23 protein-coding genes, 1 tRNA gene and 1 pseudogene are annotated in these 24452 nt (G+C 54.0%); 11 read left to right on the top strand and 14 right to left on the bottom strand.

All coding sequences use genetic code 11. From position 1 onward, the window contains the following. Nucleotides 1–93: 93 nt before the first annotated feature. Nucleotides 94–723, bottom strand: coding sequence for a biliverdin-producing heme oxygenase (locus tag Q9J32_RS07410; protein ID WP_025459993.1), 630 nt, complete (start codon nucleotides 721–723; stop codon nucleotides 94–96). Nucleotides 724–1186: 463 nt separating this feature from the next. Here Q9J32_RS07410 and Q9J32_RS07405 point away from each other — a divergent pair, with 463 nt between their 5' ends. The 5 genes from Q9J32_RS07405 to Q9J32_RS07385 are packed head-to-tail and all read left to right on the top strand — an operon-like array spanning nucleotide 1187 to nucleotide 5876. Continuing rightward, nucleotides 1187–2521: a paraquat-inducible protein A gene (locus Q9J32_RS07405; RefSeq protein ID WP_301883103.1), complete on the top strand. Its 1335-nt coding sequence runs from the start codon at nucleotides 1187–1189 to the stop codon at nucleotides 2519–2521. Continuing rightward, entirely contained in the window at nucleotides 2514–4172 is a 1659-nt protein-coding gene (pqiB, locus tag Q9J32_RS07400) for an intermembrane transport protein PqiB (RefSeq protein ID WP_301883105.1), read from the top strand. The genes Q9J32_RS07405 and pqiB overlap by 8 nt, the downstream gene beginning before the upstream one ends. After that, nucleotides 4172–4690: a PqiC family protein gene (locus Q9J32_RS07395; protein WP_301883107.1), complete on the top strand. Its 519-nt coding sequence runs from the start codon at nucleotides 4172–4174 to the stop codon at nucleotides 4688–4690. Before pqiB ends, Q9J32_RS07395 begins: the two co-directional genes overlap by 1 nt. A 3-nt stretch (nucleotides 4691–4693) precedes the next feature. Then, nucleotides 4694–5245 carry a DNA-3-methyladenine glycosylase I gene (locus Q9J32_RS07390; protein WP_301883109.1) on the top strand — a complete coding sequence of 184 codons (552 nt, stop codon included), beginning with the start codon at nucleotides 4694–4696 and terminating at the stop codon, nucleotides 5243–5245. Then, nucleotides 5235–5876, top strand: coding sequence for an arylesterase (locus tag Q9J32_RS07385; RefSeq protein ID WP_301883110.1), 642 nt, complete (start codon nucleotides 5235–5237; stop codon nucleotides 5874–5876). The genes Q9J32_RS07390 and Q9J32_RS07385 overlap by 11 nt, the downstream gene beginning before the upstream one ends. Here Q9J32_RS07385 and Q9J32_RS07380 read toward each other — a convergent pair. Then, nucleotides 5869–6048: a hypothetical protein gene (locus Q9J32_RS07380; RefSeq protein WP_025455583.1), complete on the bottom strand. Its 180-nt coding sequence runs from the start codon at nucleotides 6046–6048 to the stop codon at nucleotides 5869–5871. The genes Q9J32_RS07385 and Q9J32_RS07380 overlap by 8 nt on opposite strands. On the opposite strand from Q9J32_RS07380, the gene Q9J32_RS07375 reads away from it, so the two are divergent. Beyond that, entirely contained in the window at nucleotides 6047–6406 is a 360-nt protein-coding gene (locus Q9J32_RS07375) for a hypothetical protein (RefSeq protein ID WP_101128713.1), read from the top strand. The two genes, Q9J32_RS07380 and Q9J32_RS07375, sit on opposite strands and share 2 nt — an antisense overlap. Nucleotides 6407–6436: 30 nt before the next feature. Next, nucleotides 6437–9289, top strand: coding sequence for an aminomethyl-transferring glycine dehydrogenase (gene gcvP / locus Q9J32_RS07370; protein WP_301883116.1), 2853 nt, complete (start codon nucleotides 6437–6439; stop codon nucleotides 9287–9289). A 239-nt stretch (nucleotides 9290–9528) separates the two neighbouring features. Here gcvP and Q9J32_RS07365 read toward each other — a convergent pair. Further along, nucleotides 9529–9639, bottom strand: a pseudogene (locus tag Q9J32_RS07365) (IS5/IS1182 family transposase); the annotation flags it as partial. 67 nt (nucleotides 9640–9706) lie between these two features. After that, a complete protein-coding gene (locus Q9J32_RS07360; RefSeq protein ID WP_301883117.1) occupies nucleotides 9707–10546 on the bottom strand; it encodes a c-type cytochrome in 840 nt (279 codons plus the stop codon). Nucleotides 10547–10830: 284 nt separating this feature from the next. Here Q9J32_RS07360 and Q9J32_RS07355 point away from each other — a divergent pair. Beyond that, nucleotides 10831–10906 (top strand) — tRNA-Arg (locus Q9J32_RS07355). Nucleotides 10907–10970: 64 nt separating this feature from the next. On the opposite strand, the gene Q9J32_RS07350 is transcribed toward Q9J32_RS07355, so the two are convergent. After that, nucleotides 10971–12164, bottom strand: coding sequence for an amino acid aminotransferase (locus Q9J32_RS07350; RefSeq protein WP_301883119.1), 1194 nt, complete (start codon nucleotides 12162–12164; stop codon nucleotides 10971–10973). Between the two features lie 19 nt (nucleotides 12165–12183). Beyond that, nucleotides 12184–13272 (bottom strand): tRNA (uridine(54)-C5)-methyltransferase TrmA, encoded by a 1089-nt coding sequence (trmA, locus tag Q9J32_RS07345; RefSeq protein ID WP_301883120.1) that lies wholly within the window; start codon nucleotides 13270–13272, stop codon nucleotides 12184–12186. Nucleotides 13273–13418: 146 nt separating this feature from the next. Here trmA and aroC point away from each other — a divergent pair, with 146 nt between their 5' ends. Together aroC and Q9J32_RS07335 are read left to right on the top strand one after the other, a co-directional pair. Next, on the top strand, nucleotides 13419–14519 hold the full coding sequence (gene aroC / locus Q9J32_RS07340) for a chorismate synthase (RefSeq protein ID WP_301883122.1): 1101 nt from the start codon (nucleotides 13419–13421) through the stop codon (nucleotides 14517–14519). Between the two features lie 91 nt (nucleotides 14520–14610). After that, the gene (locus Q9J32_RS07335) at nucleotides 14611–15036 is read left to right on the top strand and encodes a ProQ/FINO family protein (protein WP_301883124.1); all 426 of its coding nucleotides are present in this window, start codon (nucleotides 14611–14613) and stop codon (nucleotides 15034–15036) included. A 73-nt stretch (nucleotides 15037–15109) separates the two neighbouring features. Here Q9J32_RS07335 and parE read toward each other — a convergent pair whose 3' ends face one another. Next, nucleotides 15110–17095, bottom strand: coding sequence for a DNA topoisomerase IV subunit B (parE, locus tag Q9J32_RS07330; RefSeq protein ID WP_301883125.1), 1986 nt, complete (start codon nucleotides 17093–17095; stop codon nucleotides 15110–15112). 66 nt (nucleotides 17096–17161) lie between these two features. Then, the gene (locus Q9J32_RS07325; protein WP_301883294.1) at nucleotides 17162–17683 is read right to left on the bottom strand and encodes an RNA pyrophosphohydrolase; all 522 of its coding nucleotides are present in this window, start codon (nucleotides 17681–17683) and stop codon (nucleotides 17162–17164) included. Between the two features lie 166 nt (nucleotides 17684–17849). Here Q9J32_RS07325 and serS point away from each other — a divergent pair, with 166 nt between their 5' ends. Continuing rightward, nucleotides 17850–19145, top strand: a complete 1296-nt coding sequence (gene serS, locus Q9J32_RS07320) for a serine--tRNA ligase (protein WP_301883127.1) — start codon at nucleotides 17850–17852, stop codon at nucleotides 19143–19145. 77 nt (nucleotides 19146–19222) lie between these two features. On the opposite strand, the gene Q9J32_RS07315 is transcribed toward serS, so the two are convergent. From Q9J32_RS07315 to Q9J32_RS07290, 6 genes are all read right to left on the bottom strand, one after another. Then, the gene (locus Q9J32_RS07315; RefSeq protein ID WP_301883128.1) at nucleotides 19223–20221 is read right to left on the bottom strand and encodes a 2-hydroxyacid dehydrogenase; all 999 of its coding nucleotides are present in this window, start codon (nucleotides 20219–20221) and stop codon (nucleotides 19223–19225) included. Next, the gene (locus Q9J32_RS07310; protein WP_159071435.1) at nucleotides 20221–20364 is read right to left on the bottom strand and encodes a hypothetical protein; all 144 of its coding nucleotides are present in this window, start codon (nucleotides 20362–20364) and stop codon (nucleotides 20221–20223) included. The genes Q9J32_RS07315 and Q9J32_RS07310 overlap by 1 nt, the downstream gene beginning before the upstream one ends. A gap of 21 nt (nucleotides 20365–20385) precedes the next feature. Next, complete coding sequence (gene prfA, locus Q9J32_RS07305) at nucleotides 20386–21462, bottom strand: peptide chain release factor 1 (protein WP_301883131.1); 1077 nt, start codon at nucleotides 21460–21462, stop codon at nucleotides 20386–20388. 104 nt (nucleotides 21463–21566) lie between these two features. Then, a complete protein-coding gene (locus Q9J32_RS07300; RefSeq protein WP_301883132.1) occupies nucleotides 21567–22334 on the bottom strand; it encodes a TatD family hydrolase in 768 nt (255 codons plus the stop codon). 7 nt (nucleotides 22335–22341) lie between these two features. Beyond that, nucleotides 22342–23334 carry an asparaginase gene (locus tag Q9J32_RS07295; RefSeq protein ID WP_301883135.1) on the bottom strand — a complete coding sequence of 331 codons (993 nt, stop codon included), beginning with the start codon at nucleotides 23332–23334 and terminating at the stop codon, nucleotides 22342–22344. A gap of 280 nt (nucleotides 23335–23614) precedes the next feature. Next, nucleotides 23615–24298 carry a DedA family protein gene (locus Q9J32_RS07290; protein WP_301883137.1) on the bottom strand — a complete coding sequence of 228 codons (684 nt, stop codon included), beginning with the start codon at nucleotides 24296–24298 and terminating at the stop codon, nucleotides 23615–23617. Nucleotides 24299–24452: the final 154 nt, after the last annotated feature.

The following is a 24452-nucleotide window of genomic DNA, read 5'->3' as shown; positions in this document are numbered from 1 at the left end:
GACAGTAATCCATGCAAACAAAGCCGCGCCGTGTAATTAAAGGTCCCTGCAAACAGCTATGCCGAGACCTTGTTTATTTGATTCGATTATTTTTTAGTGCCTGTGCGGCATCATACCTTCGGGGGCTTCGGCATCGGCTGCCAAGCCGAAGGTTTCGCGCAACACGACTTTGTAGAATGCAAAGGCTTCGCGTGCGCCTTGGATGGCTTCCGCTTCGGCTTCGGGAGTCAGGTTCAAAGCGTTCAGATGCTCGACAAAGGCGCGCCAGTGTTTGCCGCGCCCGTCCGGATGCGGTGCGAGGTGGCGTGCGCCGTGTTCGCCGTTGTAATCGAGTTTTTGCGCGTGCTTGAACAAAAACGCCGCGCCCAAATTAGAACCTTCGGCGCAATAAAGCCAGCCGATTGCTTTGTTGCCGGTTTCGTGTGGCAATTCTTTGTCGAATTTGTAAGGCTCTTCGCCCAAGTCTTTCAAGTCTTGCGTTACGGCATCGTATCGCGCCATATATTCCAGCTCGGGAATGGCTTTGTTTAATTCGGCATCTTTATAGATATGATCGACGGCTTTGTGGAAAACGGATTGGAGTTTCAAAAATTTGATGTAGTTTTCTTTGCTGACAAACGGTTCGACGGACATAACGAGGTTATCCACGCTGTCGTGAACCGCCGTGGTATCCGCCTTCAGGCGTTTGGCAAACGTCAGGGCTTGATTTTCGGTTTCGCTCATAAGTTTTCCTTTGTCGGTAAGGGATAAGGATGCGGGGCGGGCAAAATCCGCACTTGCCCGCATATATAGTGGATTAACAAAAACCAGTACGGCGTTGCCTCGCCTTAGCTCAAAGAGAACGATTCTCTAAGGTGCTGAAGCACCAAGTGAATCGGTTCCGTACTATTTGTACTGTCTGCGGCTTCGCCGCCTTGTCCTGATTTTTGTTAATCCACTATAAAAATAATAAAGAATCATAAACGAAATTTATTATCACATATTTTTGGAAAAAATATCATTTGCGTTATATTTTTAAGCGGATATTTTACGATTATTTACAAAATCGGGGTTTTATCAAATAGGCTTGCCGGTCGGAGGGGCAGCCACTCAAAAAATATTTTTGCCGGACACCAAGGGTTTGTTCATACTGCCGAACCTGCCAGTTTTGCATCCTGATTGGGTGTATCGCCTTTTTTCCTTTATAATGCCGCCACTTATATTTGCTACTTTCCCGATGAAGCCGTTTGCCGAAAATATCCCCCACAGCCTTCGCGGCAACTGCCGCGACGAAGCCCTGCCGCCGCATACGGTAGATTGCCCGGAATGCGGCTGCCGCGCGGATGTGCCGCAATTGGACAGGGGGGAGGCGGCGTTCTGTCCCCGTTGCGGACACAAACTCTTCAGGGTGGGCAGCCACCCTTTTTCCGGCCCGCCCGCCTATGCGGCGGCTTCGCTGATTTTGATGGCGTTTGCTTACAGTATGACGTATATCGAGGTCGGGATACCGGGTGCGGCATCCGTCCTTTCGCTGCCCGAGATGGTACGCCTGATGGTGTTTCAGGATTACGGTTTTTTGGCCGAAGTGATGTTTGTGCTGACTTTCGGCGCGCCGGTTCTGTTTCTGCTGCTGTGCCTGTATGTCTATGCCGCGCTGATACAGAAACGGGCGTATCCTGCGCTGCGTTTGGCAACGCGTGTGATGGTGCGCTTGAGGCAGGCGATGATGGCGGATGTGTTTTTTATTTCCACTTTGGTGGCGTATATCAAGCTTTCGGCTGTGGCGGAGGTGAAGTTCGGTCCGGCGTTTTATCTGATGTTCGCGCTGTCGGTCATGCTGATTCAGACTTCGGTATCTGTTCCCCAACATTGGGTGTATTTCCAAATCGGGCGGCTGACGGGCGGCAATGCGGTTCAGACGGCATCGGAAGGCAAAACCTGTTGCAGCCGCTGCCTGTATTTCCGCGACAGTGCCGAATCCCCCTGCGGCGTGTGCGGCGCGGAACTGTACCGCCGACGGCCGAAAAGTCTGAGTATTTCGTCGGCGTTTCTGATGGCGGCGGTTATTTTGTATTTTCCTGCCAATATCCTGCCGATTATGATTTCGTCCAATCCTGCCGCCACGGAGGCCAACACCATCCTTAGCGGCATCGCTTATATGTGGGACGAGGGCGACAGGCTGATTGCGGCGGTTATTTTCAGCGCGAGTATTTTGGTGCCGGTGCTGAAGATTGCGGCAATGTCAGTTTTGATTGCGTCCGCCCGCTTCGCTTTGCCGGCGGGCGCAAAGAAATTGTCGCACCTCTACCGCATCACCGAAGCGGTCGGCCGCTGGTCGATGATTGATATTTTTGTGATTATTATTTTGATGTGTTCGTTCCACACTTATGCCGCGCGCGTCATTCCGGGCAGTGCGGCAGTCTATTTCTGCCTGGTCGTGATTCTGACGATGCTGTCCGCCTATTATTTCGACCCGCGCCTGCTTTGGGACAAACGCGCTTCAGACGGCATTGCTTTCAATGAAACGGAAAAATATGACTGACAACAGCCCTCCTCCAAACGGACACGCCCAAGCACGCGTCCGCAAAAACAACACCTTCCTCTCCGCCGTCTGGCTGGTCCCGCTGATTGCGCTGATTGCCGGTGGCTGGCTGTGGATTAAGGAAATCCGCAACAGGGGGCCTGTGGTAACGCTTTTGATGGACAGCGCGGAAGGCATTGAGGTCAACAATACGGTCATCAAAGTATTGAGCATCGATGTCGGACGCGTTACCCGAATCAAACTGCGCGACGACCAAAAAGGCGTGGAAGTAACCGCCCAACTCAATGCGGACGTATCCGGCCTCATCCGCAGCGACACACAGTTTTGGGTGGTCAAGCCGCGTATCGACCAAAGCGGCGTAACCGGTTTGGGTACGCTGCTTTCGGGTTCGTACATCGCTTTTACACCCGGCAAAAGCGACGAGGCAAAAGACGTGTTCCAAGTGCAGGACATTCCGCCCGTTACCGCCATCGGGCAAAGCGGGCTGCGCTTGAATTTGATTGGTAAGAACGACCGCATCCTCAACGTCAACAGCCCTGTTTTGTATGAAAACTTTATGGTCGGGCAAATCGAAAGCGCGCATTTCGACCCGTCCGACCAAAGCGTGCATTACACCATCTTCATCCAAAGCCCCAACGACAAACTGATTCATTCCGCCAGCCGTTTCTGGCTGGAAAGCGGCATCAATATCGAAACCACAGGCAGCGGCATCAAACTCAATTCCGCCCCTCTGCCTGCCCTGCTGTCGGGCGCGATTTCATTTGATTCGCCGAAAACCAAAAACAGTAAAAACGTCAAAAGCGAAGACAGCTTCACGCTTTACGACAGCCGCAGCGAAGTCGCCAACCTGCCTGACGACCGCTCGCTGTACTACACCGCGTTTTTCAAACAATCCGTGCGCGGCCTGACCGTCGGTTCGCCCGTCGAGTACAAAGGGCTGAATGTCGGCGTGGTTTCCGACGTTCCCTATTTCGACCGCAACGACAGCCTGCATTTGTTTAAAAACGGCTGGATTCCCGTACGCATCCGTATCGAGCCTTCCCGTTTGGAAATCAATGCCGACGAGCAAAGCAAAGAGCATTGGAAACAACAATTTCAGACGGCTTTAAACAAAGGCCTGACCGCCACCATCTCCAGTAACAACCTGCTGACCGGCAGCAAAATGATTGAATTGAACGATCAGCCTTCCACCTCACCCAAGCTGCGACCGCATACCGTTTATGCAGGCGATACCGTTATCGCAACCCAAGGCGGTTTGGACGACTTGCAGGCCAAATTGGCGGATTTGCTGGACAAATTCAACAATCTGCCATTGGATAAAACCGTTGCCGAATTGAACGGCTCGCTTGCCGAACTCAAATCCGCACTCAAATCTGCCAATGCTGCTTTAAGCTCCATCGACAAACTGGTTGGCAAACCGCAAACACAAAACATTCCGAACGAGTTGAACCAAACCCTGAAAGAGTTGCGTCAAACCCTGCAAGGCGTATCGCCGCAATCGCCTATCTACGGCGACGTACAAAATACGCTGCAAAGTTTGGACAAAACCTTAAAAGACGTTCAACCCGTCATTAACACTTTGAAAGAAAAACCCAACGCGCTGATTTTCAACAGCCGCCGCAAAGACCCTGTCCCGAAAGGAAGCCGATAATGCGCCTTTTCCCGATTGCCGCCGCCCTGACGCTTGCCGCCTGCGGTACTGTGCAAAGCACACAATATTTCGTGTTGCCCGACAGCCGCTACATCCGTCCTGCAACGCAAGGCGGCGAAACTGCCGTCGAAGTCCGTCTTGCCGAACCGCTCAAACGCGGCGGACTGGTCTATCAAACCGACCCCTACCGCCTCAACACCGCACAAAACCACGTTTGGGCAGGCACCTTGGACGATATGCTCGAAGCGGCGTTGAGCAATGCATTCAACCGTTTGGACAGCACACGCATCTTTGTTCCTGCCTCACGCAGCGGCAGTACCGAAAAATGGACGGTCTATATCGACGCATTCCAAGGCAGCCACACGGGCAAAACACTCATCAGCGGCTACGCCGTCCTACCCGACGGTACGAACAGACCCTTCCATATCGAAACCGAACAGCAAGGTGACGGCTACGCCGCCATGACCGCCGCACTCGAACAGGGACTGAAACAGGCGGCGCAACAGATGATCGAGTAAACCGTGAACTATTGCGAATTTGCCGCCTCACTTCCCGAAAACACCGACAACCCGAACAAACATTACCACGACACGCAATACGGTTTTCCGATTGAGGACGACAATGAATTGTTTGAACGGCTGGTGTTGGAAATCAATCAGGCAGGATTGAGCTGGACGCTGATACTGAAGAAGCGGCAGGCGTTTCAGACGGCATTTGAAGGGTTCGACATCGATACTGTTGCCGCATTTGGCGAAGCCGATATTGAGCGGCTGCTTGCCGATGCAGGCATCGTCCGCAACCGCCTGAAAATCGATGCCGCCATTTTCAATGCACGGCAAATCCAAGCGTTGCAACAAGAATACGGCTCGTTCAAGAACTGGCTCGACGCGCACCATCCGCGAAGCAAAGACGAATGGGTCAAACTCTTTAAAAAACATTTCAAATTCGTCGGCGGCGAAATCGTCGGCGAATTTCTGATGAGTACCGGCTACCTCAAAGGCGCGCACGCCGAAAGCTGTCCGGTTTACCGTAAAACCCTGAAATACCACCCGAAATGGCTCGATGCCGTCTGAAAAACCAATGAACAGAAGAATCTTCCTCCTCGGCGCAGGCGCGTTGCTTCTTACCGCCTGCGGCAGAAAATCCGCCCGAACCCACGCCAAAATTCCCGAAAGAAGCACCGTGCTTGCCTTGGGCGATTCGCTCACCTTCGGCTACGGCGCAAACCCCGGCGAATCCTACCCCGCGCAACTGCAAAAACTGACGGGTTGGAATATTGTCAACGGCGGCGTATCGGACGACACGTCCGCGCAAGCCCTGTCGCGCCTGCCCGCGCTGTTGGCACGCAAACCCAAGCTTGTGATTGTCGGCATAGGCGGCAACGACTTTCTGCGCAAAGTTCCCGAGGAGCAGACCCGCGCCAATATTGCGAAAATCATCGAAACCGTGCAAAAGGAAAACATCCCCGCCGTCCTCGTCGGCGTGCCGCACATCACACTGGGCGCGTTGTTCGGGCATTTGAGCGACCATCCGCTGTATGAGGATTTGTCCGAGGAATACGGCATTCCGCTGTTCGGCGGCGTGTGGGCGGAAATTTTGGGCGACAACGATTTAAAGTCCGACCAAATCCACGCCAACGGCAAAGGCTATCGGAAATTTGCCGAAGATTTGAATCAATTTTTGAGAAAACAGGGGTTTAGATAAACAAAGGTTTATCCGCACCCAAGTTGTTTATATAATCATGAACCGACTGGAACACCAAACTGCTTCGGGACGCATATGCCGTCTGAAGTGCAAAACCTACGCCATACAGCCGCATGAAGTTGCGGCGGTATGGCGTTTTTTGAAAAAGATGGTCTGCCGGTTCAGACGGCATGACCGACCGTCCGAACCTGCTGTGGATAAAACCCGGACAGGCTGAAATCATGGAATATTGCGAACCTGAAGAAGCATCCGACCCGTACGCAATATACAGGCGTGCCAACCTGATGGCGGGGCTGCCGCTGTTTGTCGTGATTTTGGTTCTGCTCAATATTGTTTTTCCGCTTCCGGCGTATCCATTGGCTTGGCTGGTGCTTGCAGGTTTCATGGTTTTAGTCAGCGGCTTTCCCTTATCGCTGCTGCTTGTGGTGCTGCTTGTCCTGACCTGCTGCATTCTAGCGCGTTGTCCGCCATTATCCCGTCTTTTGTGCTACCCTTGCCCGAATCATCCGATGTCTAAAAATTCTGCCTGATGGCAGCCCTACAAACCCGAAGGAGTAGAAATGAAACTGTCCGAACTGTTCAACCCCAACGAATTTGCCGCGCGACATTTGAGTTTCGGCGACGAGGCCGCGCTTTTGGAAACGCTCGGCGAGAAGAGTATGGACGATTTTGTCGGCAATACCGTGCCGCAAAGCATCCGTATGCCGTCTGAACTCGATTTGCCCGAGGCCTTGACCGAGGCGGACGCATTGGCGAAATTGAAAGGCATTGCGTCGAAAAACGTGATCAACAAGTCCTATATCGGTTTGGGTTATTACCCGACCCGCGTGCCGAACGTGATTTTGCGCAACGTATTGGAAAATCCGGGTTGGTACACTGCCTACACCCCATATCAGGCGGAAATTGCCCAAGGTCGTTTGGAAGCGTTGTTGAACTTCCAACAAGTGTGCATCGATTTGACCGGTTTCCCTGTGGCGGGCGCGTCTTTGCTGGACGAAGCGACCGCCGCCGCCGAAGCGATGGCGATGGCGCACCGCGTGGGCAAGGTGAAATCCGGGCGTTTCTTTGTGGATGCGCGCGTGTATCCGCAAACTTTGGACGTGATGAAAACCCGCGCCAAATATTTCGGCTTTGAACTGGTGGTCGGCGATTTTGCCCAAGCGGATGAAGGCGAATACTTCGGCGCGCTGTTCCAATACGTCGGCAAAGACGGCGACGTGCAAGACTTGCAAAGCGTCATAGGTCGTCTGAAAGCCAAAGGCACAATCGTGGCCGTTGCCGCCGACATCATGAGCTTGGTTTTGCTGAAATCGCCTGCCGAATTGGGCGCGGATATTGCTTTGGGCAACACCCAACGCTTCGGCGTACCGATGGGCTTCGGCGGGCCGCACGCCGCTTATTTCGCGTTTAAGGACGAGTTCAAGCGTTCCGCCCCGGGCCGCATCATCGGCGTATCCAAAGACGCATCGGGCAAACCTGCGCTGCGCATGGCTTTGTCCACCCGCGAACAACACATCCGCCGCGAAAAAGCGACATCCAATATTTGCACCGCGCAGGCATTGCTGGCGAACTTGGCCGGTATGTACGCTGTTTACCACGGCCCTGAAGGTGTGAAACGCATTGCCAACCGCATTCACGCGCTGGCTTCTGCTTTTGCCGACGCGCTGGTTTCAGACGGCCTGAATGTGGTTCACAAAGTCTTCTTCGATACCGTTACCGTCGATTTCGGCAACAAAGAGAAAGCAGACCAAGTGTTTGCCGCTGCTTTAGAGTCGGGTTACAACCTGCGCCGCGTCAACGATACTCAAGTTGCGGCTGCATTCCATGAAACATCGGCATACGAAGATTTGGTTGATTTGTACCGCGCGTTTACCGGCAAGGATACGTTCACATTTGCCGATGATGTCAAAGGCCGTCTGAACGCCGGATTGCTGCGTCAGGACGACATTCTGCAACATCCCGTGTTCAACCGTTACCACACCGAACACGAAATGCTGCGCTATCTGAAAAAACTCGAAGACCGCGACTTGGCGATGAACCGCAGCATGATTTCATTGGGCAGCTGCACCATGAAACTCAACGCGACTGCGGAAATGCTGCCGATTACTTGGGCGGAGTTCTCCGACATCCACCCCTACGCCCCCGAGGCGCAAACCGCCGGCTACCGCGAATTGCTCGCCGATATGGAAAACAGCCTGAAAGCCATCACCGGTTTTGACGCGATTTCCTTCCAGCCCAACTCAGGCGCGCAGGGCGAATACAGCGGCATGCTCTCCATCCGCCGCTATCAAGAAGCCAACGGCGAGGGACACCGCAACATCTGCCTGATTCCCAAATCCGCCCACGGCACCAACCCTGCGACTGCCGCTATGCTCGGTTTGAAAGTCGTCGTTGTCGATACCGACGAACACGGCAACGTCAACATCGAAGATTTGAAAGCCAAAGCCGAACAACACCGCGACGCCTTGTCCGCCATCATGATTACCTACCCGTCCACCCACGGCGTGTACGAAGAAGGCATCCGCGACATCTGCCGCATCATCCATGAAAACGGCGGACAGGTTTACATGGACGGCGCCAACCTCAACGCCCAAATCGGCATCATGCAGCCTGCCGAAGTCGGCGCGGACGTGTTGCACATGAACCTGCACAAAACCTTCTGTATCCCTCACGGCGGCGGCGGTCCGGGCGTCGGCCCTATCGGTTTGAAAGCCCATCTTGCCCCGTTTGCACCGGGACACGCTTTGACCGACACCCACAGCGCCAGTGCCGACCAAACCGCCGTTGCTGCTGCGGCCTTCGGTTCCGCATCCATCCTGCCGATTACTTGGATGTACCTGACCATGATGGGCAAACAAGGCATGGAACAGGCAACGCGCTGGGCATTGCTCAACGCCAACTACGTCGCCAAACGCCTGAGCGAAGACTATCCCGTCCTCTACACAGGCAAAAACGGCCGCGTCGCGCATGAATGCATCGTCGATTTGCGTCCGCTCAAAGCCGAAAGCGGCATCACCGAAACCGACATCGCCAAACGCCTGATGGACTACGGCTTCCACGCCCCGACCGTCTCCTTCCCCGTTGCCGGCACGCTGATGATCGAGCCGACCGAGAGCGAAAGCAAAGCCGAACTCGACCGCTTCATCGCCGCCCTGAAACAAATCAAACAGGAAGTGCTGAAAGTCGAGCGCGGCGAATGGCCGAAAGACGACAATCCGCTGGTCAACGCCCCGCACACCGCCGCAGATATAACCGGCGAATGGGAGCACCCGTATTCCCGCGAAGAAGCCGTCTTCCCGTTGCCGTTCGTGCGCGAACACAAGTTCTGGCCCTTTGTCAACCGCGTGGACGACGTGTACGGCGACCGCAACCTCGTGTGCAGCTGCCCGCCGATGGAAAATTATGAAGACTGACTGTTGAAACCCCGAAGACAAATGCCGTCTGAAACACTTTCAGACGGCATTTTCGTCAACGGCGGGCCGGTTGCACCGATACACATATCTCGGCTATAACTCCAAAATAAATGTGTTAAACCAATATCCATACACCGGGTTTTTTTATCATCCTACTTTTTATTCATCCGATCGGACAGACAGATTTCGAAGATGAAAAGCCTATTTGCACCCTTTGATGTCATTTCCACACGGGCAAACAAATATAGTGGATTAAATTTAAACCAGTACAGCGTTGCCTCGCCTTGCCGTACTATCTGTACTGTCTGCGGCTTCGTCGCCTTGTCCTGATTTAAATTTAATTCACTATAAATTCCCATAAAAAAACGGAGCAGATGCCTGCCCCGTTTTTATTTAATCCAAAATTTTAATCCGAATTTAGAATTTCGCACCGGATTGGTTTGCCATATAGTCAACCGCTGCTTTGACTTCGTCATCGCTCAAGCCGGCATTGCCGCCTTTTGCCGGCATCGCGTTAAAGCCTTCAAGGGCGTGTTTGTGCAAGGTTTCTTTACCTTGTTTGATACGCGGCGCCCAATCGTCTTTTTTACCTATGCCGGGAATACCGGGGATTGAACCGCCGTGGCACGCCTGACAGCTTGCTTCAAAAACTTTCTTGCCGTCAACGCCGGCCGCAGGAGCTGCCGCACCTTTGTCTTCTGCCCCCGCTTCCGCTGGAGCTGCATTATCGGCAGGAGCAGAAGCTGCCCCTGAAGCGGCATTGTCGGCAGGTACAGCCTCATCAGGATTTGGGAAAGAACCTCCGCTTTTGTTTGCCATGTAGGTAATCGCCCGTTTGAGTTCCTGATCGGTCAGGTCTGCCGCGCCGCCTTTTGCGGGCATGGCGTTAAAGCCGTTCAGCGCGTGTTGGAACAAAGTATCGAAGCCTTGCGCGATACGCGGCGCCCAGTCGCCGTTGTGTCCCAGTTTCGGAGCATTCGGCACATTGCTGTCCGCCGCGTGGCATTGGATACAGATTTTGCCGAAAATCTGTTCGCCTTGGCGTTCGCCGACGGGGATGCCGTCGCCCATCGTCAATTGTCCGACGGGCTGGATACGGGTCTGCGTTGCCGCTTCCGTAGTGGCATCGACATCGCCGAACGAGCCGCTGCCCGCCAGCTTAATCAGGAAATAAAGGACTGCAATAACAATAACGATACCGCTCACAAGGGTAAACAGTGCAGAGCCTTGGGCTTTATTGTCGCGGAGTTGTTTCATTTGGTAGGCCTCGCCGTCAGGTTAGGTTGTGCTGTAGATTATAGTTTGGTGTGTTAAACGCAGTTAACAATATTTTGCTGGATTATACTGAATTCACAGGGTCTTTCCAATCGCTATCATTGAAAATATGAAAAAATTTGCCAACAGTATCTGTGCAAAACAAATAATCCGTTGAAAATACTGGATTATCTCCAAGAAAACTCCCATTATGCCTCCATACGCCGCCTGACGGCGCAAGATAACCTTTGCCAATTTGCAGAATTTACGTTAACCTTACGTTTTCCGCACCCATAGCTCAGTTGGAAGAGTGTCAGTTTCCGAAGCTGGAGGTCACAGGTTCGATCCCTGTTGGGTGCGCCAATTATAAAGAGGCCGTCTGAAAGATAAATACTTTTCAGACGGCCTTTTGACTTACTTCAAACTCTTATTTCAACACTTCGGCAAACGCATCGGCGACATAGGCGATATTTGATGTATTCAGCCCGGCGACGCACATCCTGCCGGAATCCAGCAGGTAAACGGCAAATTCGTCGCGCAGCCTGCGGACTTGTTCTACGCTCAACCCTGTGTAACTGAACATGCCGCGCCGTTTGATGAAATAAGTGAAATCGCGGCCGGGGATTCGGTCGGTCAATACACCGTAAAGTTTCTGCCGCATCGCACAGATGCGGTCGCGCATCATATAAACTTCGTTTTGCCACAAGGTGTAAAGTTCGGGGCTGTTCATCACGTCGGCGGCGATATACGCGCCGTGCGCGGGCGGGCTGGAGTAGATGCGGCGGACGGTAAATTTGAGTTGTCCGAACACCAATTCCGCTTCTTCTTTATTCGGGCAAACCACGCTCAGGCCGCCGACGCGCTCGCCGTAGAGCGACAGGTTTTTCGAGAAGGAATTGCTGACGAACAAGGGCAATTCCATTTCCACCGCTTTGCGGATGGCGTAGGCATCGCTGTCCAAATCGCCGCCGAATCCTTGGTAGGCGATGTCCATGAACGGAATCAGTTTGCGCGTTTTGATGATTTGCAACACTTCGTCCCATTGCTGTTCCGACATATCCACGCCGGTCGGATTGTGGCAGCAGGGATGCAGGATTAAGACGCTGTTTTCGGGAAGGGTGTTGAAAAATGCGGTCATTTCGTCGAATTTCACGCCGACGGCAGCAGGGTCGTAATATGGGTAAGTACCAACCTCGAAACCGGCGCCTTCAAAAATGCCGCGATGGTTGTCCCAAGTCGGGTCGCTGACGTAGGCGCGCGCTGCGGGGAACCAGCGGTGCAGGAAGTCCGCCCCGACTTTGAGCGCGCCTGAGCCGCCCAGAGTCTGTATGGTAACGATGCGTCCTTGCGCGAGCGCGGGGTTGTCTTTTCCGAACAATAAATGTTGCACCGCGCTGCGGTAAGTGTTCAAACCTTCCATCGGCAGGTAGGGCGACGGATCAGGTGTAGCGGCACGGGCGGTTTCGGCACGGTTTACGGATTCCAATACGGGCATTTTGCCTTCGTCGTTGAAATAAATGCCTATGCTCAAATTGACTTTTTCGGGGCGCGGGTCGTTTTTGAAGGTTTCGACCAAACTCAAAATCGGGTCGCCGGGATAGTATTCGATGTGTCGGTACATAGTCCTTACCTTTTGCTTTTCAAAGGATTTTCTTTTTCAACAGTACGCCGCTTTCAATATGGTGCGTAAACGGGAATTGGTCGAACAGGGCGGCACGTTCGACCGTATGGGTTTCCGCCAAGATGCCCAAATTGGCGCGCAGGGTTTCGGGATTGCAGGAAATGTAGATGATGTTGTCAAACTGCGACACCAGCTTCAAAGTTTCCTCATCGATACCGGCACGCGGCGGATCAACGAAAATAGTGGAAAATGCGTAATCCGTCAAAGCAATACCGCCATCCTTAAGGCGTGTAAACTCACGTTTGCCGGTATAGGCTTCGGTAAATTCTTCGGCAGACAGACGGGCGATTTTGATGTTGCCTATCCCGTTTGCCTCAATATTCCATTGCGCCGCGCTGACGGAGGTTTTGGAAATCTCGGTTGCCAAAACACGTTCAAACTTTTCAGATAAAGGAAGCGTAAAGTTGCCGTTTCCACAATATAGTTCGAGCAGGTCGCCGCCCAAGCCTTCCGCCGCGCGGCACGCCCACTCAAGCATTTTTTGACACACGGCAGCATTCGGTTGGGTAAAGCTGCCTTCGATTTGGCGGTAGTGGAAATCGCGGTCGCCGACGCGCAGGGTTTCGGTTACGTAATCTTGTTTTAAAACGATTTTCTGCCCCCTGCTCCGCCCGATAACGGCAATGTCCAACCGTTCTTGCAGCTCTTGTGCCGCCTGTATCCACTCATCATCAAGCCTTTTGTGGTAAATCATAGTAACCAGCATTTCCCCGCTGAGCGTGGAGAGGAATTCGACGGCATACCAGCGTTTTTTGAGTTCGGGGGATTGCGCGGCGGCGGCGATCAGCTCGGGCATGAGGCGGTTGATGGCCTCGGAAGCCGCTTCAAAACGGTCGCAGCGTATCATGCTTGCGCCGCTGGCTTTCTGCCCTTTTTCAAACATGGCGTAAAACATTTCCCCGCCTTCATGCCAAATGCGGAACTCGACGCGCATACGGTAGTGTTTGTCCGGGGATTCATACACTTCCCACTCAGGGAAATCCAAACCTGCAAAAAGGGTTTTAAGGCGGTCTTTTTTATCTTGAAGCTGCTGCGTGTAGTCGCTCATATCGCTATCCTGAAAAATCAGATCGGATTATAAGCCGATTTTCCTCGCCGCACGCAAACTCTTTGACTGCCTCCCCTTCAATGGCGGACGGGCTTTTGTGCTAAAATCCGCCATCTTTCCACACTATACCGATAAAGGGAAAAATCATGGCAGGCAACACTTTCGGACAACTCTTCACCGTGACCACCTTCGGCGAAAGCCACGGCGCGGGTTTGGGCTGCATCATCGACGGCTGCCCGCCCGGACTGGCATTGACCGAATCAGACATCCAAGCCGACCTCGACCGGCGCAAACCCGGCACCAGCCGCCACGTTACCCAACGCCGCGAAGCCGACCAAGTCGAAATCCTCTCTGGCGTATTCGAAGGCAAAACCACCGGCACACCCATCGCCCTCTTAATCCGCAATACCGACCAACGCAGCAAAGACTACGGCAACATCGCCACCAGCTTCCGCCCCGGCCATGCCGACTATACCTACTGGCACAAATACGGCACGCGCGACTACCGGGGCGGCGGTAGGAGTTCCGCCCGCGAAACCGCCGCCCGCGTTGCCGCCGGAGCCGTCGCCAAAAAATGGCTGAAAGAAAAATTCGGCACGGAAATCACCGCCTACGTTACCCAAGTTGGCGAAAAAGAAATCCGGTTTGAAGGCTGCGAATATATTTCCCAAAATCCTTTTTTTGCCGCCAACCAAAGCCAAATCGCCGAGCTGGAAAACTATATGGACGGCGTGCGCAAATCCTTGGATTCCGTCGGCGCGAAACTGCATATCGAAGCGGCCAACGTCCCTGTCGGCTTGGGCGAACCCGTTTTTGACCGCCTCGATGCCGAAATCGCCTACGCGATGATGGGCATCAACGCCGTCAAAGGCGTGGAAATCGGCGCAGGTTTTGACAGCGTAACGCAACGCGGCAGCGAACACGGCGACGAACTGACCCCGCAAGGCTTCCTGTCCAACCATTCGGGCGGCATCCTCGGCGGCATCAGCACGGGGCAAGACATCTGCGTCAATATCGCCATCAAACCCACCAGCTCCATCGCCACTCCGCGCCGAAGCATCGACATTTACGGCAACCCCGTCGAACTCGCCACCCACGGCAGGCACGATCCCTGCGTCGGCTTGCGCGCCGCGCCGATTGCCAAAGCCATGCTCGCCTTGGTTTTAATCGACCACGCCCTGCGCCATCGCGCGCAAAATGCCGACGTTCAGGTTAATACGCCCGACATTACCCTTTCAAACAAATAAAAATTTAGCCAAAACACAGACTTTATAATAGAATACCAAGCATTGCCGTGCAGCCTTGACGCACGGTTCTGTTTAGAGGAACACAACCGACATGACACAAGAAACCGCTTTGGGTGCGGCACTGAAATCCGCCGTCCAAACTATGAGCAAAAAGAAACAGACCGAAATGATCGCCGACCACATCTACAGCAAATACGATGTATTCAAACGCTTCAAACCGTTGGCGCTCGGCATCGATCAGGATTTGATTGCCGCTTTGCCGCAATACGATTCCGCACTGATTGCACGCGTCCTCGCCAACCACTGCCGCCGTCCGCGTTATCTGAAAGCCTTGGCGCGCGGCGGCAAACGTTTCGATTTGAACAACCGTTTCAAAGGCGAAGTTACCCCCGAAGAACAGGCAATCGCGCAAAACCATCCTTTCGTGCAGCAGGCTTTGCAACAGCAGTCCGCCCAAGCTGCCGCCGAAACGCCGTCTGTTGAAGCCGAAGCAGCCGAATCTTCCGCAGCAGAATAAATCCCCAAACGAAATGCCGTCTGAAAACCGATTCGGTTTCAGACGGCATTTTTTCGTATGCGGCAATCACGGTTCAAATATCGAGTTCCGCCGTATCGCCTTCGCGTTCCATCCAGGCGCGGCGGGCGGCGGCTTCGCCTTTGCCCATCAGTTTGACGAAGATGTCGCGTGTTTCGTCATCCGCGCCTTCGGGGATTTGCACCTGCAACAGGCGGCGGGTGTCGGGGTGCATGGTGGTGTCTTTGAGCTGGTCGGGGTTCATCTCGCCCAAACCTTTGAAGCGGCTGATGGAATAGGCGGTTTCTTTGACGCCTTCTTTTTGCAGCCGCTCTAAAATGCCGTCAAGTTCGTTTTGATCGAGGGCATAGAATTTGCGGGCGGGTTTGCTCTTGCCTTGTGCGTTGACATCGACGCGGAACAGCGGCGGCTGGGCAACGTAGATGTGTCCGTCGGCGACCAGTTTGGGGAAGTGGCGGTAGAACAGGGTCAACAGCAAAACCTGAATATGCGAACCGTCCACGTCGGCATCGGACAAGATGGCGATTTTGCCGTAGCGCAGGCCGCTTAAATCGGGATTGTCGTTGATGCCGTGCGGATCGACGCCGATGGCGACGGAAATATCATGGATTTCGGCGTTGCCGAAGAGTTGGTCGGGATGGACTTCAAAACTGTTGAGCACTTTGCCGCGCAGTGGCAGGATGGCCTGCGTGGCTTTGTCGCGGGCAAGTTTGGCGGAACCGCCGGCGGAATCGCCTTCGACGAGGAAGAGTTCGTTTTCGCGGATGTCTTCGCTTTCGCAATCGGTCAGTTTGCCGGGCAGGACAGCGACGCCGCTGCCTTTTTTCTTTTCAATCTTTTTAACCGAACGCATCCGCGCTTGTGCCTGACGGATGGCGAGTTCGGCGATTTTTTTACCGAAATCCACGTTTTGGTTCAGCCACAATTCCAAAGGGTCGCCCGATACGGCGGCAACGAGTTTCAACGCGTCGCGGTTGGTCAGCTTGTCTTTGGTCTGACCTTGGAACTGCGGGTCGAGGACGCGGGCGGAGAGGACGAAAGCGGTTTTGCCGAACACATCGTCGCTTTGCACTTTCACGCCGCGCGGCAAGAGGTTGTGCAGATTGATGAAGTTGTTGACGGCGTTGAACACGGCTTGTTTCAAACCTGCTTCGTGCGTGCCGCCCAGCGGGGTGGGGATCAGGTTGACATAGCTTTCGTTGGCGCACGAGCCTTCTTCCAGCCAAGTCAGGGCAAACGCGGCGCCTTCGCCGATGCTGAAATCGCCGTTGTGGCCGTCTGAAATGTAGTTTTCGCAAGAGAAGATAGGCACGGCTTCCTGCGCGTCGGCAATCAGGTCGGTCAGATAGCTTTTCAGACCGTCGGGGTAGTGCCAAGTTTGGGTGTGCGCTTCGTCTCCGCCTTTGATCGGACGGGTTAGGGAAACACGCACGCCCGGCAGCAGCACGGCTTTGGCGCGCAGCAGGCGTTCGAGTTCGGGAATGCTGTAATTCGGGCTTTCAAAATATTTTCCGTCCGGCCAAACGCGTACTTCAGTGCCGCTGTCTTTGACGGCGCATTTGCCCACTTCCGCCAAGGGTTCGACCACATCGCCGCCGGCAAACACGATGCGGTGGACTTTGCCGTCTCGTTTGACGCTGACTTCAAGTCGGGTGGAAAGCGCGTTGGTCACGGACACGCCCACGCCGTGCAGGCCGCCTGAAAAGGCATACGCGCTGCCGCCGTCTTTTTTGTTGAACTTGCCGCCCGCGTGCAGACGGGTGAACACGAGTTCGACCACTGGTACGCCTTCTTCAGGGTGCAGGCCGACGGGAATACCGCGCCCGTTGTCGCGCACGGAAAGCGAACCGTCTTCATGAATTTGCACGTCGATTGCCGTGGCGAAACCGCCCAATGCCTCGTCCGCCGCGTTGTCGATGACTTCTTGGCAGATGTGGGTCGGGCTGTCGGTGCGGGTGTACATACCGGGACGCTCTTTAACCGGCTCCAAGCCTTTGAGGACGGTGATGCTGGATTCGCTGTATTGGTTGTTTTTAGCCATAGGAATAATCTGAAAGTAAGAAAAACAACGCTTTCAGACGGCCTGAAAGCGTTGCGTTCCGTTGTTTTACCGGTTGCCGGAAGGTTGGCGGGCGGCAAAGTCTTCATAACTTTCCATACCGCGCAGGAAGCGGGAGAGTTCTTTCAACGCCCCCAAATAAACGTCGCGTTTGAAATCAATCACTTCGTCAACGGGCGCCCAATATTGGTGCCAACGCCAGCCGTCAAATTCGGGGTGGCGGGTGGCGCGCAGGTTGACATCGCAATCCCGGCCGGTCAGGCGCAAAAGATACCAAATCTGTTTTTGTCCGCGATAGGATCCGCGCCATTCGCGGCGTACCCAGTTGTTCGGCACGTCGTAACGCAGCCAGTCGCGCGTCCGCCCGACGATTTTGACGTGTTGCGGCATAAGTCCGACTTCTTCGTACAGCTCGCGGTACATCGCGGTTTCGGGGCTTTCGCCCGGCTTGATGCCGCCTTGCGGAAACTGCCAAGAATGTTCGCGCACACGCTTGCCCCAAAAGACTTCGTTGCGGTTGTTGATTAAGATGATACCGACATTGGGGCGATAGCCTTCCCTGTCCAACACGGTGTCGCCCTCCGTTAAATTCAATCGTGCGATTTTCCCACAAATCAGGCGGTTTTGACAAATCAGACGGCATGGTGGTACGCGTGCCGAAACACGGGGGGATTTGGGAAAATATCTTAAATTTGGTTTACAATAATACGTTTCAAATTAATTCGGGAATCAGACCATGTTAGATATCCAATTGCTCCGCAGCAACACCGCCGCCGTTGCCGAACGGCTTGCACGGCGCGGTTATGACTTTGATACCGCACGTTTTGACGCACTGGAAGAACGACGCAAGTCCGTTCAGGTAAAAACCGAAGAACTACAAGCCTCGCGCAACAGCATTTCCAAACAAATCGGCGCACTGAAAGGTCAGGGCAAACACGAAGAAGCGCAGGCGGCGATGGATCAAGTCGCTCAAATCAAAACCGATTTGGAACAGGCCGCCGCCGATTTGGAAGCCGTGCAAAAGGAACTGGATGCATGGTTGTTGAGCATACCTAACCTGCCGCATGAGGGCGTGCCTTTCGGTAAGGATGAAACCGAAAACGTCGAAGTCCGCAAAGTCGGCACGCCGCGCGAATTTGACTTTGAAATCAAAGACCATGTCGATTTGGGCGAACCTTTGGGTTTGGATTTCGAAGGCGGCGCGAAGCTGTCCGGCGCACGATTTACCGTGATGCGCGGACAAATCGCCCGTCTGCACCGCGCGCTGGCACAATTCATGCTCGATACGCACACGCTGAAACACGGCTACACCGAGCATTACACGCCTTATATCGTTGACGATACGACGCTGCAAGGCACGGGCCAGCTGCCGAAGTTTGCGGAAGATCTGTTCCACGTTACCCGTGGCGGCGACGAAACCAAAACCACGCAATATCTGATTCCGACAGCTGAAGTTACCCTGACCAATACCGTTGCCGACAGCATTGTGTCCGAAAGCGAACTGCCGCTGAAGCTGACCGCACATTCGCCCTGTTTCCGCAGCGAGGCGGGTTCATACGGCAAAGACACGCGCGGCCTGATCCGCCAGCACCAATTCGATAAAGTAGAAATGGTGCAAATCGTTCATCCCGAAAAATCATACGAAGCGCTGGAAGAAATGGTCGGTCATGCCGAAAACATCCTGAAGGCCTTGGAGCTGCCCTACCGCGTGATTACCCTGTGTACTGGCGACATGGGCTTCGGCGCGACTAAGACCTATGATTTGGAAGTCTGGGTTCCCGCGCAAAACACCTACCGCGAAATCTCAAGCTGTTCCAACTGCGAAGATTTCCAAGCCCGCCGCATGAAGGCGCGTTTTAAAGACGAAAACGGCAAAAACCGCTTGGTACACACCTTAAACGGCTCCGGCTTGGCAGTCGGCAGAACGCTGGTCGCCGTATTGGAAAACCATCAAAACGCCGACGGCAGCATCAATATCCCTGCCGCTTTGCAGCCTTATATGGGCGGGGTTGCCAAGTTGGAAGTCAAATAAGTTTGCAGGCTGCCTGAACGTCAAATGCCGTCTGAAACCTGTTTCAGACGGCATTTCCTTTAAACTCTTAAAACACGTCAACCGTCGGCACAAACCGCATTGCCGCAATCTCCGGTCTGTCCGACCTCGCGGATATTGGACAGCGTAACTTCCGAAATATTACCCAACGCCTCTTCCGTCAAAAACGCCTGATGTCCGGTAAACAGCACGTTATGGCAGGACGACAGTCGGCGGAACACGTCGTCGGTAATCACATCGTTGGATTTGTCTTCAAAAAACAGCTCGCGCTCGTTCTCGTACACATCCATGCCCAATGCGCCGATTTTCCGGCGTTTCAACGCCTCAATGGCGGCGGCACTGTCAATCAGGCCGCCACGGCTGGTGTTGATAATCATCACACCGTCTTTCATTTTGTCGAACGCCGCTTCGTTCAGCATATAGTGGTTTTCCGGCGTGGCGGGGCAATGCAGCGTGATGATGTCCGACCGGGCATACAGCTCGTCCAAATCCACATACCTGCCGCCGAGTTTTTCCACTTCGGGGTTGCAAAACGGATCATAAGCCAGCAGGTTCATACCGAAACCCTTTAAAATCCGCATCGTTGCGATACCGATTTTCCCCGTGCCGATAACGCCCGCCGTTTTGCCATACATATTGAAACCGGTCAGCCCTTCCAAAGAAAAATTGGCATCGCGGGTACGCTGGTAGGCTTTGTGGATATGGCGGTTCAAGGTCAGCATCAGCCCCACGGTATGTTCTGCAACCGATTCGGGCGAATAGGCGGGAACGCGCACGACTTTCAAGCCCAATTCTTCAGCCGCCTTCAAATCCACATTATTGAAGCCGGCACAACGCAACGCCACAGTTTTCACGCCAATTTGCGCCAATTTTTCCAACACGGGCCGGCTGCCGTCGTCGTTCACAAAAATACAGACCGCCTCCGCGCCTTCCGCCATTTTCGCCGTTTTTACATCCAGCATAAAATCAAAAAACTCCAGCTCGAAGCCGAAATGCCGGTTGGCGCGGGTAAAATGTTCGCGGTCATAGCTTTTCGTACCGTAAATCGCAATCTTCATCAATATGTCCAGTTGTCGCCTATGGTTGAGAAACGGCATAATACACTGAATTCAAACAAATCAGTAGAATATGGCGGATTAAAATTGATTGCATGGCACGGCAGACGCAAAATGCCGTCTGAAACTTGGATTTCAGACGGCATTTCCATTTCAAAACACAAAACTCAATCGCCCATCGCCGCCAGAAGCTCCGCCTGATGCTCGGCAATCAGGGCATCGGTGATTTCTTCCAAGTCGCCGTCCATGACAAAATCCAGCTTGTGCAGGGTAAGGTTGATGCGGTGGTCTGTTACCCTGCCTTGGGGATAGTTGTAGGTGCGGATGCGTTCGCTGCGGTCGCCGCTGCCGATGAGGGATTTGCGTTCGGCGGCTTCTTTGGCTTGGGCTTCGCGTTTTTGCGCGTCGTTCAGGCGGGCGGCGAGGACTTTCATCGCCTGCGCCTTGTTGGCGTGTTGGCTGCGACCGTCTTGGCATTCGACCACCATGCCGGTGGGCAGGTGGGTGATGCGGACGGCGGAGTCGGTTTTGTTGATGTGCTGACCGCCCGCGCCGGATGCGCGGAAGGTGTCGATGCGCAAGTCGGCGGGGTTCAATTCGATGTCTTCCAGTTCGTCCGCTTCAGGCATGACGGCGACGGTACAGGCTGAAGTGTGAATACGGCCTTGGCTTTCGGTTGCAGGGACGCGCTGTACGCGGTGGCCACCCGATTCGAATTTCAGACGGCTGTACGCACCGAGTCCGACAATACGGGCGATGACTTCTTTATAACCGCCCAACTCGCTTTCGTTGGCGGACACAATTTCGACCTGCCAGCGGTTGCGTTCGGCGTAGCGGCTGTACATACGCAGCAAATCGCCGGCAAACAGCGCGGCTTCGTCGCCGCCCGTTCCGGCGCGTATTTCGATGAAGATGTTTTTGTCGTCGTCGGCATCTTTGGGCAGCAGCAGTTTTTGCAGTTCGGTATCGAGTGTGTTGATTTTGGCTTTTGCCGCTTCGATTTCTTCGGCGGCAAAGTCTTTCATTTCGGGGTCGGACAGCATTTCTTCGGCATCCGCCAAGTCGCTTTGGGCAAGCCGATAGTTTTGGAATACTTCGACGACGGGGGTCAGTTCGGCGTGTTCGCGCGTGAGTTTGCGGTAGTTGTCCATGTCGGACGTGGCTTCGGGTTGTCCGAGGAGGTGGGTGACTTCTTCCAGTCGGTCGCTGAGTTGTTGTAGTTTTTCTAAGATAGACGTCTTCATAATTCTTCCATAACAAACGCCGCCTGAATGTTCAGACGGCATCAACACTGGATTATTATAATAGGTTTTCCGGATATTCAAAAAGATAATCTTAGATGGATAACCTACCGTCCCAACAGGGCATCGGCATTGCGCTCCGTTACCTTGGCAACCTCTTCTACACAGGTTCCGCGGATTTCCGCAGCAATCTTTGCAATACTCGGAATATTGACAGGCGTATTAATCTCCTTTTTCAGCATAAACGGGCTATCCGTTTCCAATACGAAATCCCCGTCGTTCAAGGCTTTAAGCGTATCGCGCACTTTACGCGCGTTCGGATTGAGCAGCAGCGAACCGATGCCGATTTTGAAACCGAGCCCGACCAACACGCGCGCTTCTTCAATGCTGCCCGAAAAGGCGTGGACGATGCCGCCACAGGAAAAACCTGTCTGTCTGACGGCGGCGGCGATGTCGGCAGTGGCTTTGAGATTATGGATAATCACGCGCCGACGCAGGGTTTGCGCGATTTCAAGCTGGCGGCTGAAGACTTGGATTTGCCGTTCGCGCTGTGGCGGCGTTTGGGTTTTGCCGTAAAAATCCAAACCGATTTCGCCGACCCACGCTCGGGGGTAACGCGCCAATACGGCTTCCAAACCGGCAAAATCCTGTTCCTCAATGCCGTCTGAAAACCAAGGATGGATACCGAAGGCAACCCGGATACCGTGTTCGGACGGCATTTCCGACAGTTCCGCCACGCTTTGCCAATCCTGCGGGCGCGTCGCGGGAACGATAAACCGCCCTACTCCAGCCTCCCGTGCTGCGGTCAAAACGTGCGTCAGGTTTTCGCGTAAGGCGGGATCGGCAAGGTGGCAATGGGTATCGGTGAAGTTCATTTCGATTTCACACTAACTTTAGTCTTACCAATTCTTTGTAAACATCTTCCTTACCCCAGCCTTGCGATACGGCGAGGGTCATAAGCGCGGCGGCGGTTTCGAGGTTGCATTTGCCGCCGTTGATGATGCCCGAGTTGCGGAACGCATTGCCTTGCGCGTAAACGGCGGCAGTTCTGCCTTGTCGGACTTGGCTGATGTTGAGCAACAATTTGCCTTGCTGCGTAAAATCTTGCACGGCGCGGATAAAACCTTCGTCTGCGGGCGTGTTGCCGTGTCCGTAGCTTTGCAGGATAAGGGCTTGGGCGGAAAGCTGTCCGAGTCCGTCGGCAAGTTCTTGGACGGCAAAGCCGGGGATAAGCGTGCGGACGGCGATTTTTGCCTGAGGATCGGGATAGCGGATTTTGAGGCCGTCTGAAACGGCTGCTGCGTCTTGGGACGGAATACGGAGATTGTGCCAACCCCGGGTTTCGTCCCATTCGGCAAGCGCGCCGAAATGCGGATTGTCGAAGCCTGCGGCGGTTTCGGTGCTGACTTTGCTGCTGCCGACGGCGGGATACAGTTTGCCGTCAAACGCGATGACGGTTTGTTTGAGCTTGAGGCTGAAAGCGGCAACGGCGGTGGAAAGGTTGCGCGGGGCATCGCTGTTTTCGGCGGCGTAAGGCCATTGGGAACCAGTCAGGACAATCGGCTTGCCCAAGCCTTGCAGGGCGAGCGAGAGGAGGTTGGCGGTGTACGCCATGCTGTCCGTGCCGTGCAGTATCAGGATGCCGTCGCATGAAGGGAGTTTGGCGGCAATGATGTCCAGCCAACCGCGCCAGTGTTGCAGGGTGACGGAGGAGGAATCAATCAAGGGATTGCAGACGTGCCACTCGAAATCGAGGCCGTCTGAAAAGGGGGAAAGGGCCTGGCTGACCAGTGCGGTATCGGGGCGCAGGCCTTCGCTGCTTTGGGTCATGCCTATGGTGCCGCCTGTGTAGAGGACGAAGATTTTTTGTTTCATGGACATCATCGGGTCGTCTGAAAATAATGATACGGCTTATTTAACTATATTTCGGACAGACTGGCAATTTGGCGGCGCGGACGGTTTTCAGACGGCCTTCAAATGAAAAAGCACCCAAGGGCTGTCAATATTTGATTTCCCAAGTGGATTTTATTCACGAAATAGGAGAGTCACAACAAGCTTGAATCCCTTGTGAGGTTCCCAACACGGAAGATACCGCTTTGTGGATTAAAAAATACGGAAACTATTGAATATCGGCAAGCTATTTAGGTGCTTGATTTTATTGTTTGCTTTGCGCGGCTTTTTTGGCTGCCTTGGCGGCTTTGCGTTGCGCCCGCTTTTCTTTCAATTTGCTGCGGTAAAACTGGATACGTTGGCGTTTTTTCCACCAGATCCAAGCGACAACGGCCGCACCTATACCCAAGATAACAAAAATACCCGATTGCAGGCTGTGCATTTTCGCCATCAGCCAATCGATGTTGTGCGCACCGTATTCGCCCAGATAAATCCAAACGGGCACGGAAATCAGCGCGGCAAGCCCGTCCATAATCAGAAAGCGCAGATACGATACTTTGCGGCTGATGCCGGCGGTAACGAAAACGGCAGTCCGCAAACCCGGCAGAAAGCGAGCGACAAACAGAACCCAGTTGCCGTATTTGTCGAATTTTTCCTGAACCTGCCCATAGCGTTTCGGGGTCATCACGCGCGCAATCGGTTTGAACTTGAGGATTTTCTGCCCCCAGATGCGTCCGGCGGCAAACATCACGCCGTCGCCCGCCAACACGCCGAGCATACCGACCGCAAACATAATATGCGGATTGGTATAACCCATACCCGAAATCACGCCGCCCGTTACCAAGGTCAAATCTTCGGGAATCGGCACGCCGAAACCGCAGATGACCAGAACGAAAAACACGGCCGCGTAGCCGTATTCGACAAAAAAGGCTTCCAAAAGGGCAAACATAGCGGATATTCCATTGTCGGAGATAAAAAGTCAGAACAAGCCGAAACATTTTCTGCGCGAAACGGCATTCTATCAAAGATTATGCCGTCTGAAAGCGGCAGGGGGCAGATTCGCGCCCCCGCCAGACGTTCAGACGGCATTTAAACAGGAAAAC

Origin of the sequence: Neisseria uirgultaei (assembly GCF_962719845.1) — a bacterium.
In the GTDB taxonomy this organism is placed as follows: domain Bacteria; phylum Pseudomonadota; class Gammaproteobacteria; order Burkholderiales; family Neisseriaceae; genus Neisseria; species Neisseria bergeri.
Note: the sequence above shows the minus strand (reverse complement) of the source record. Positions and strands in the feature narration are given on the sequence as shown.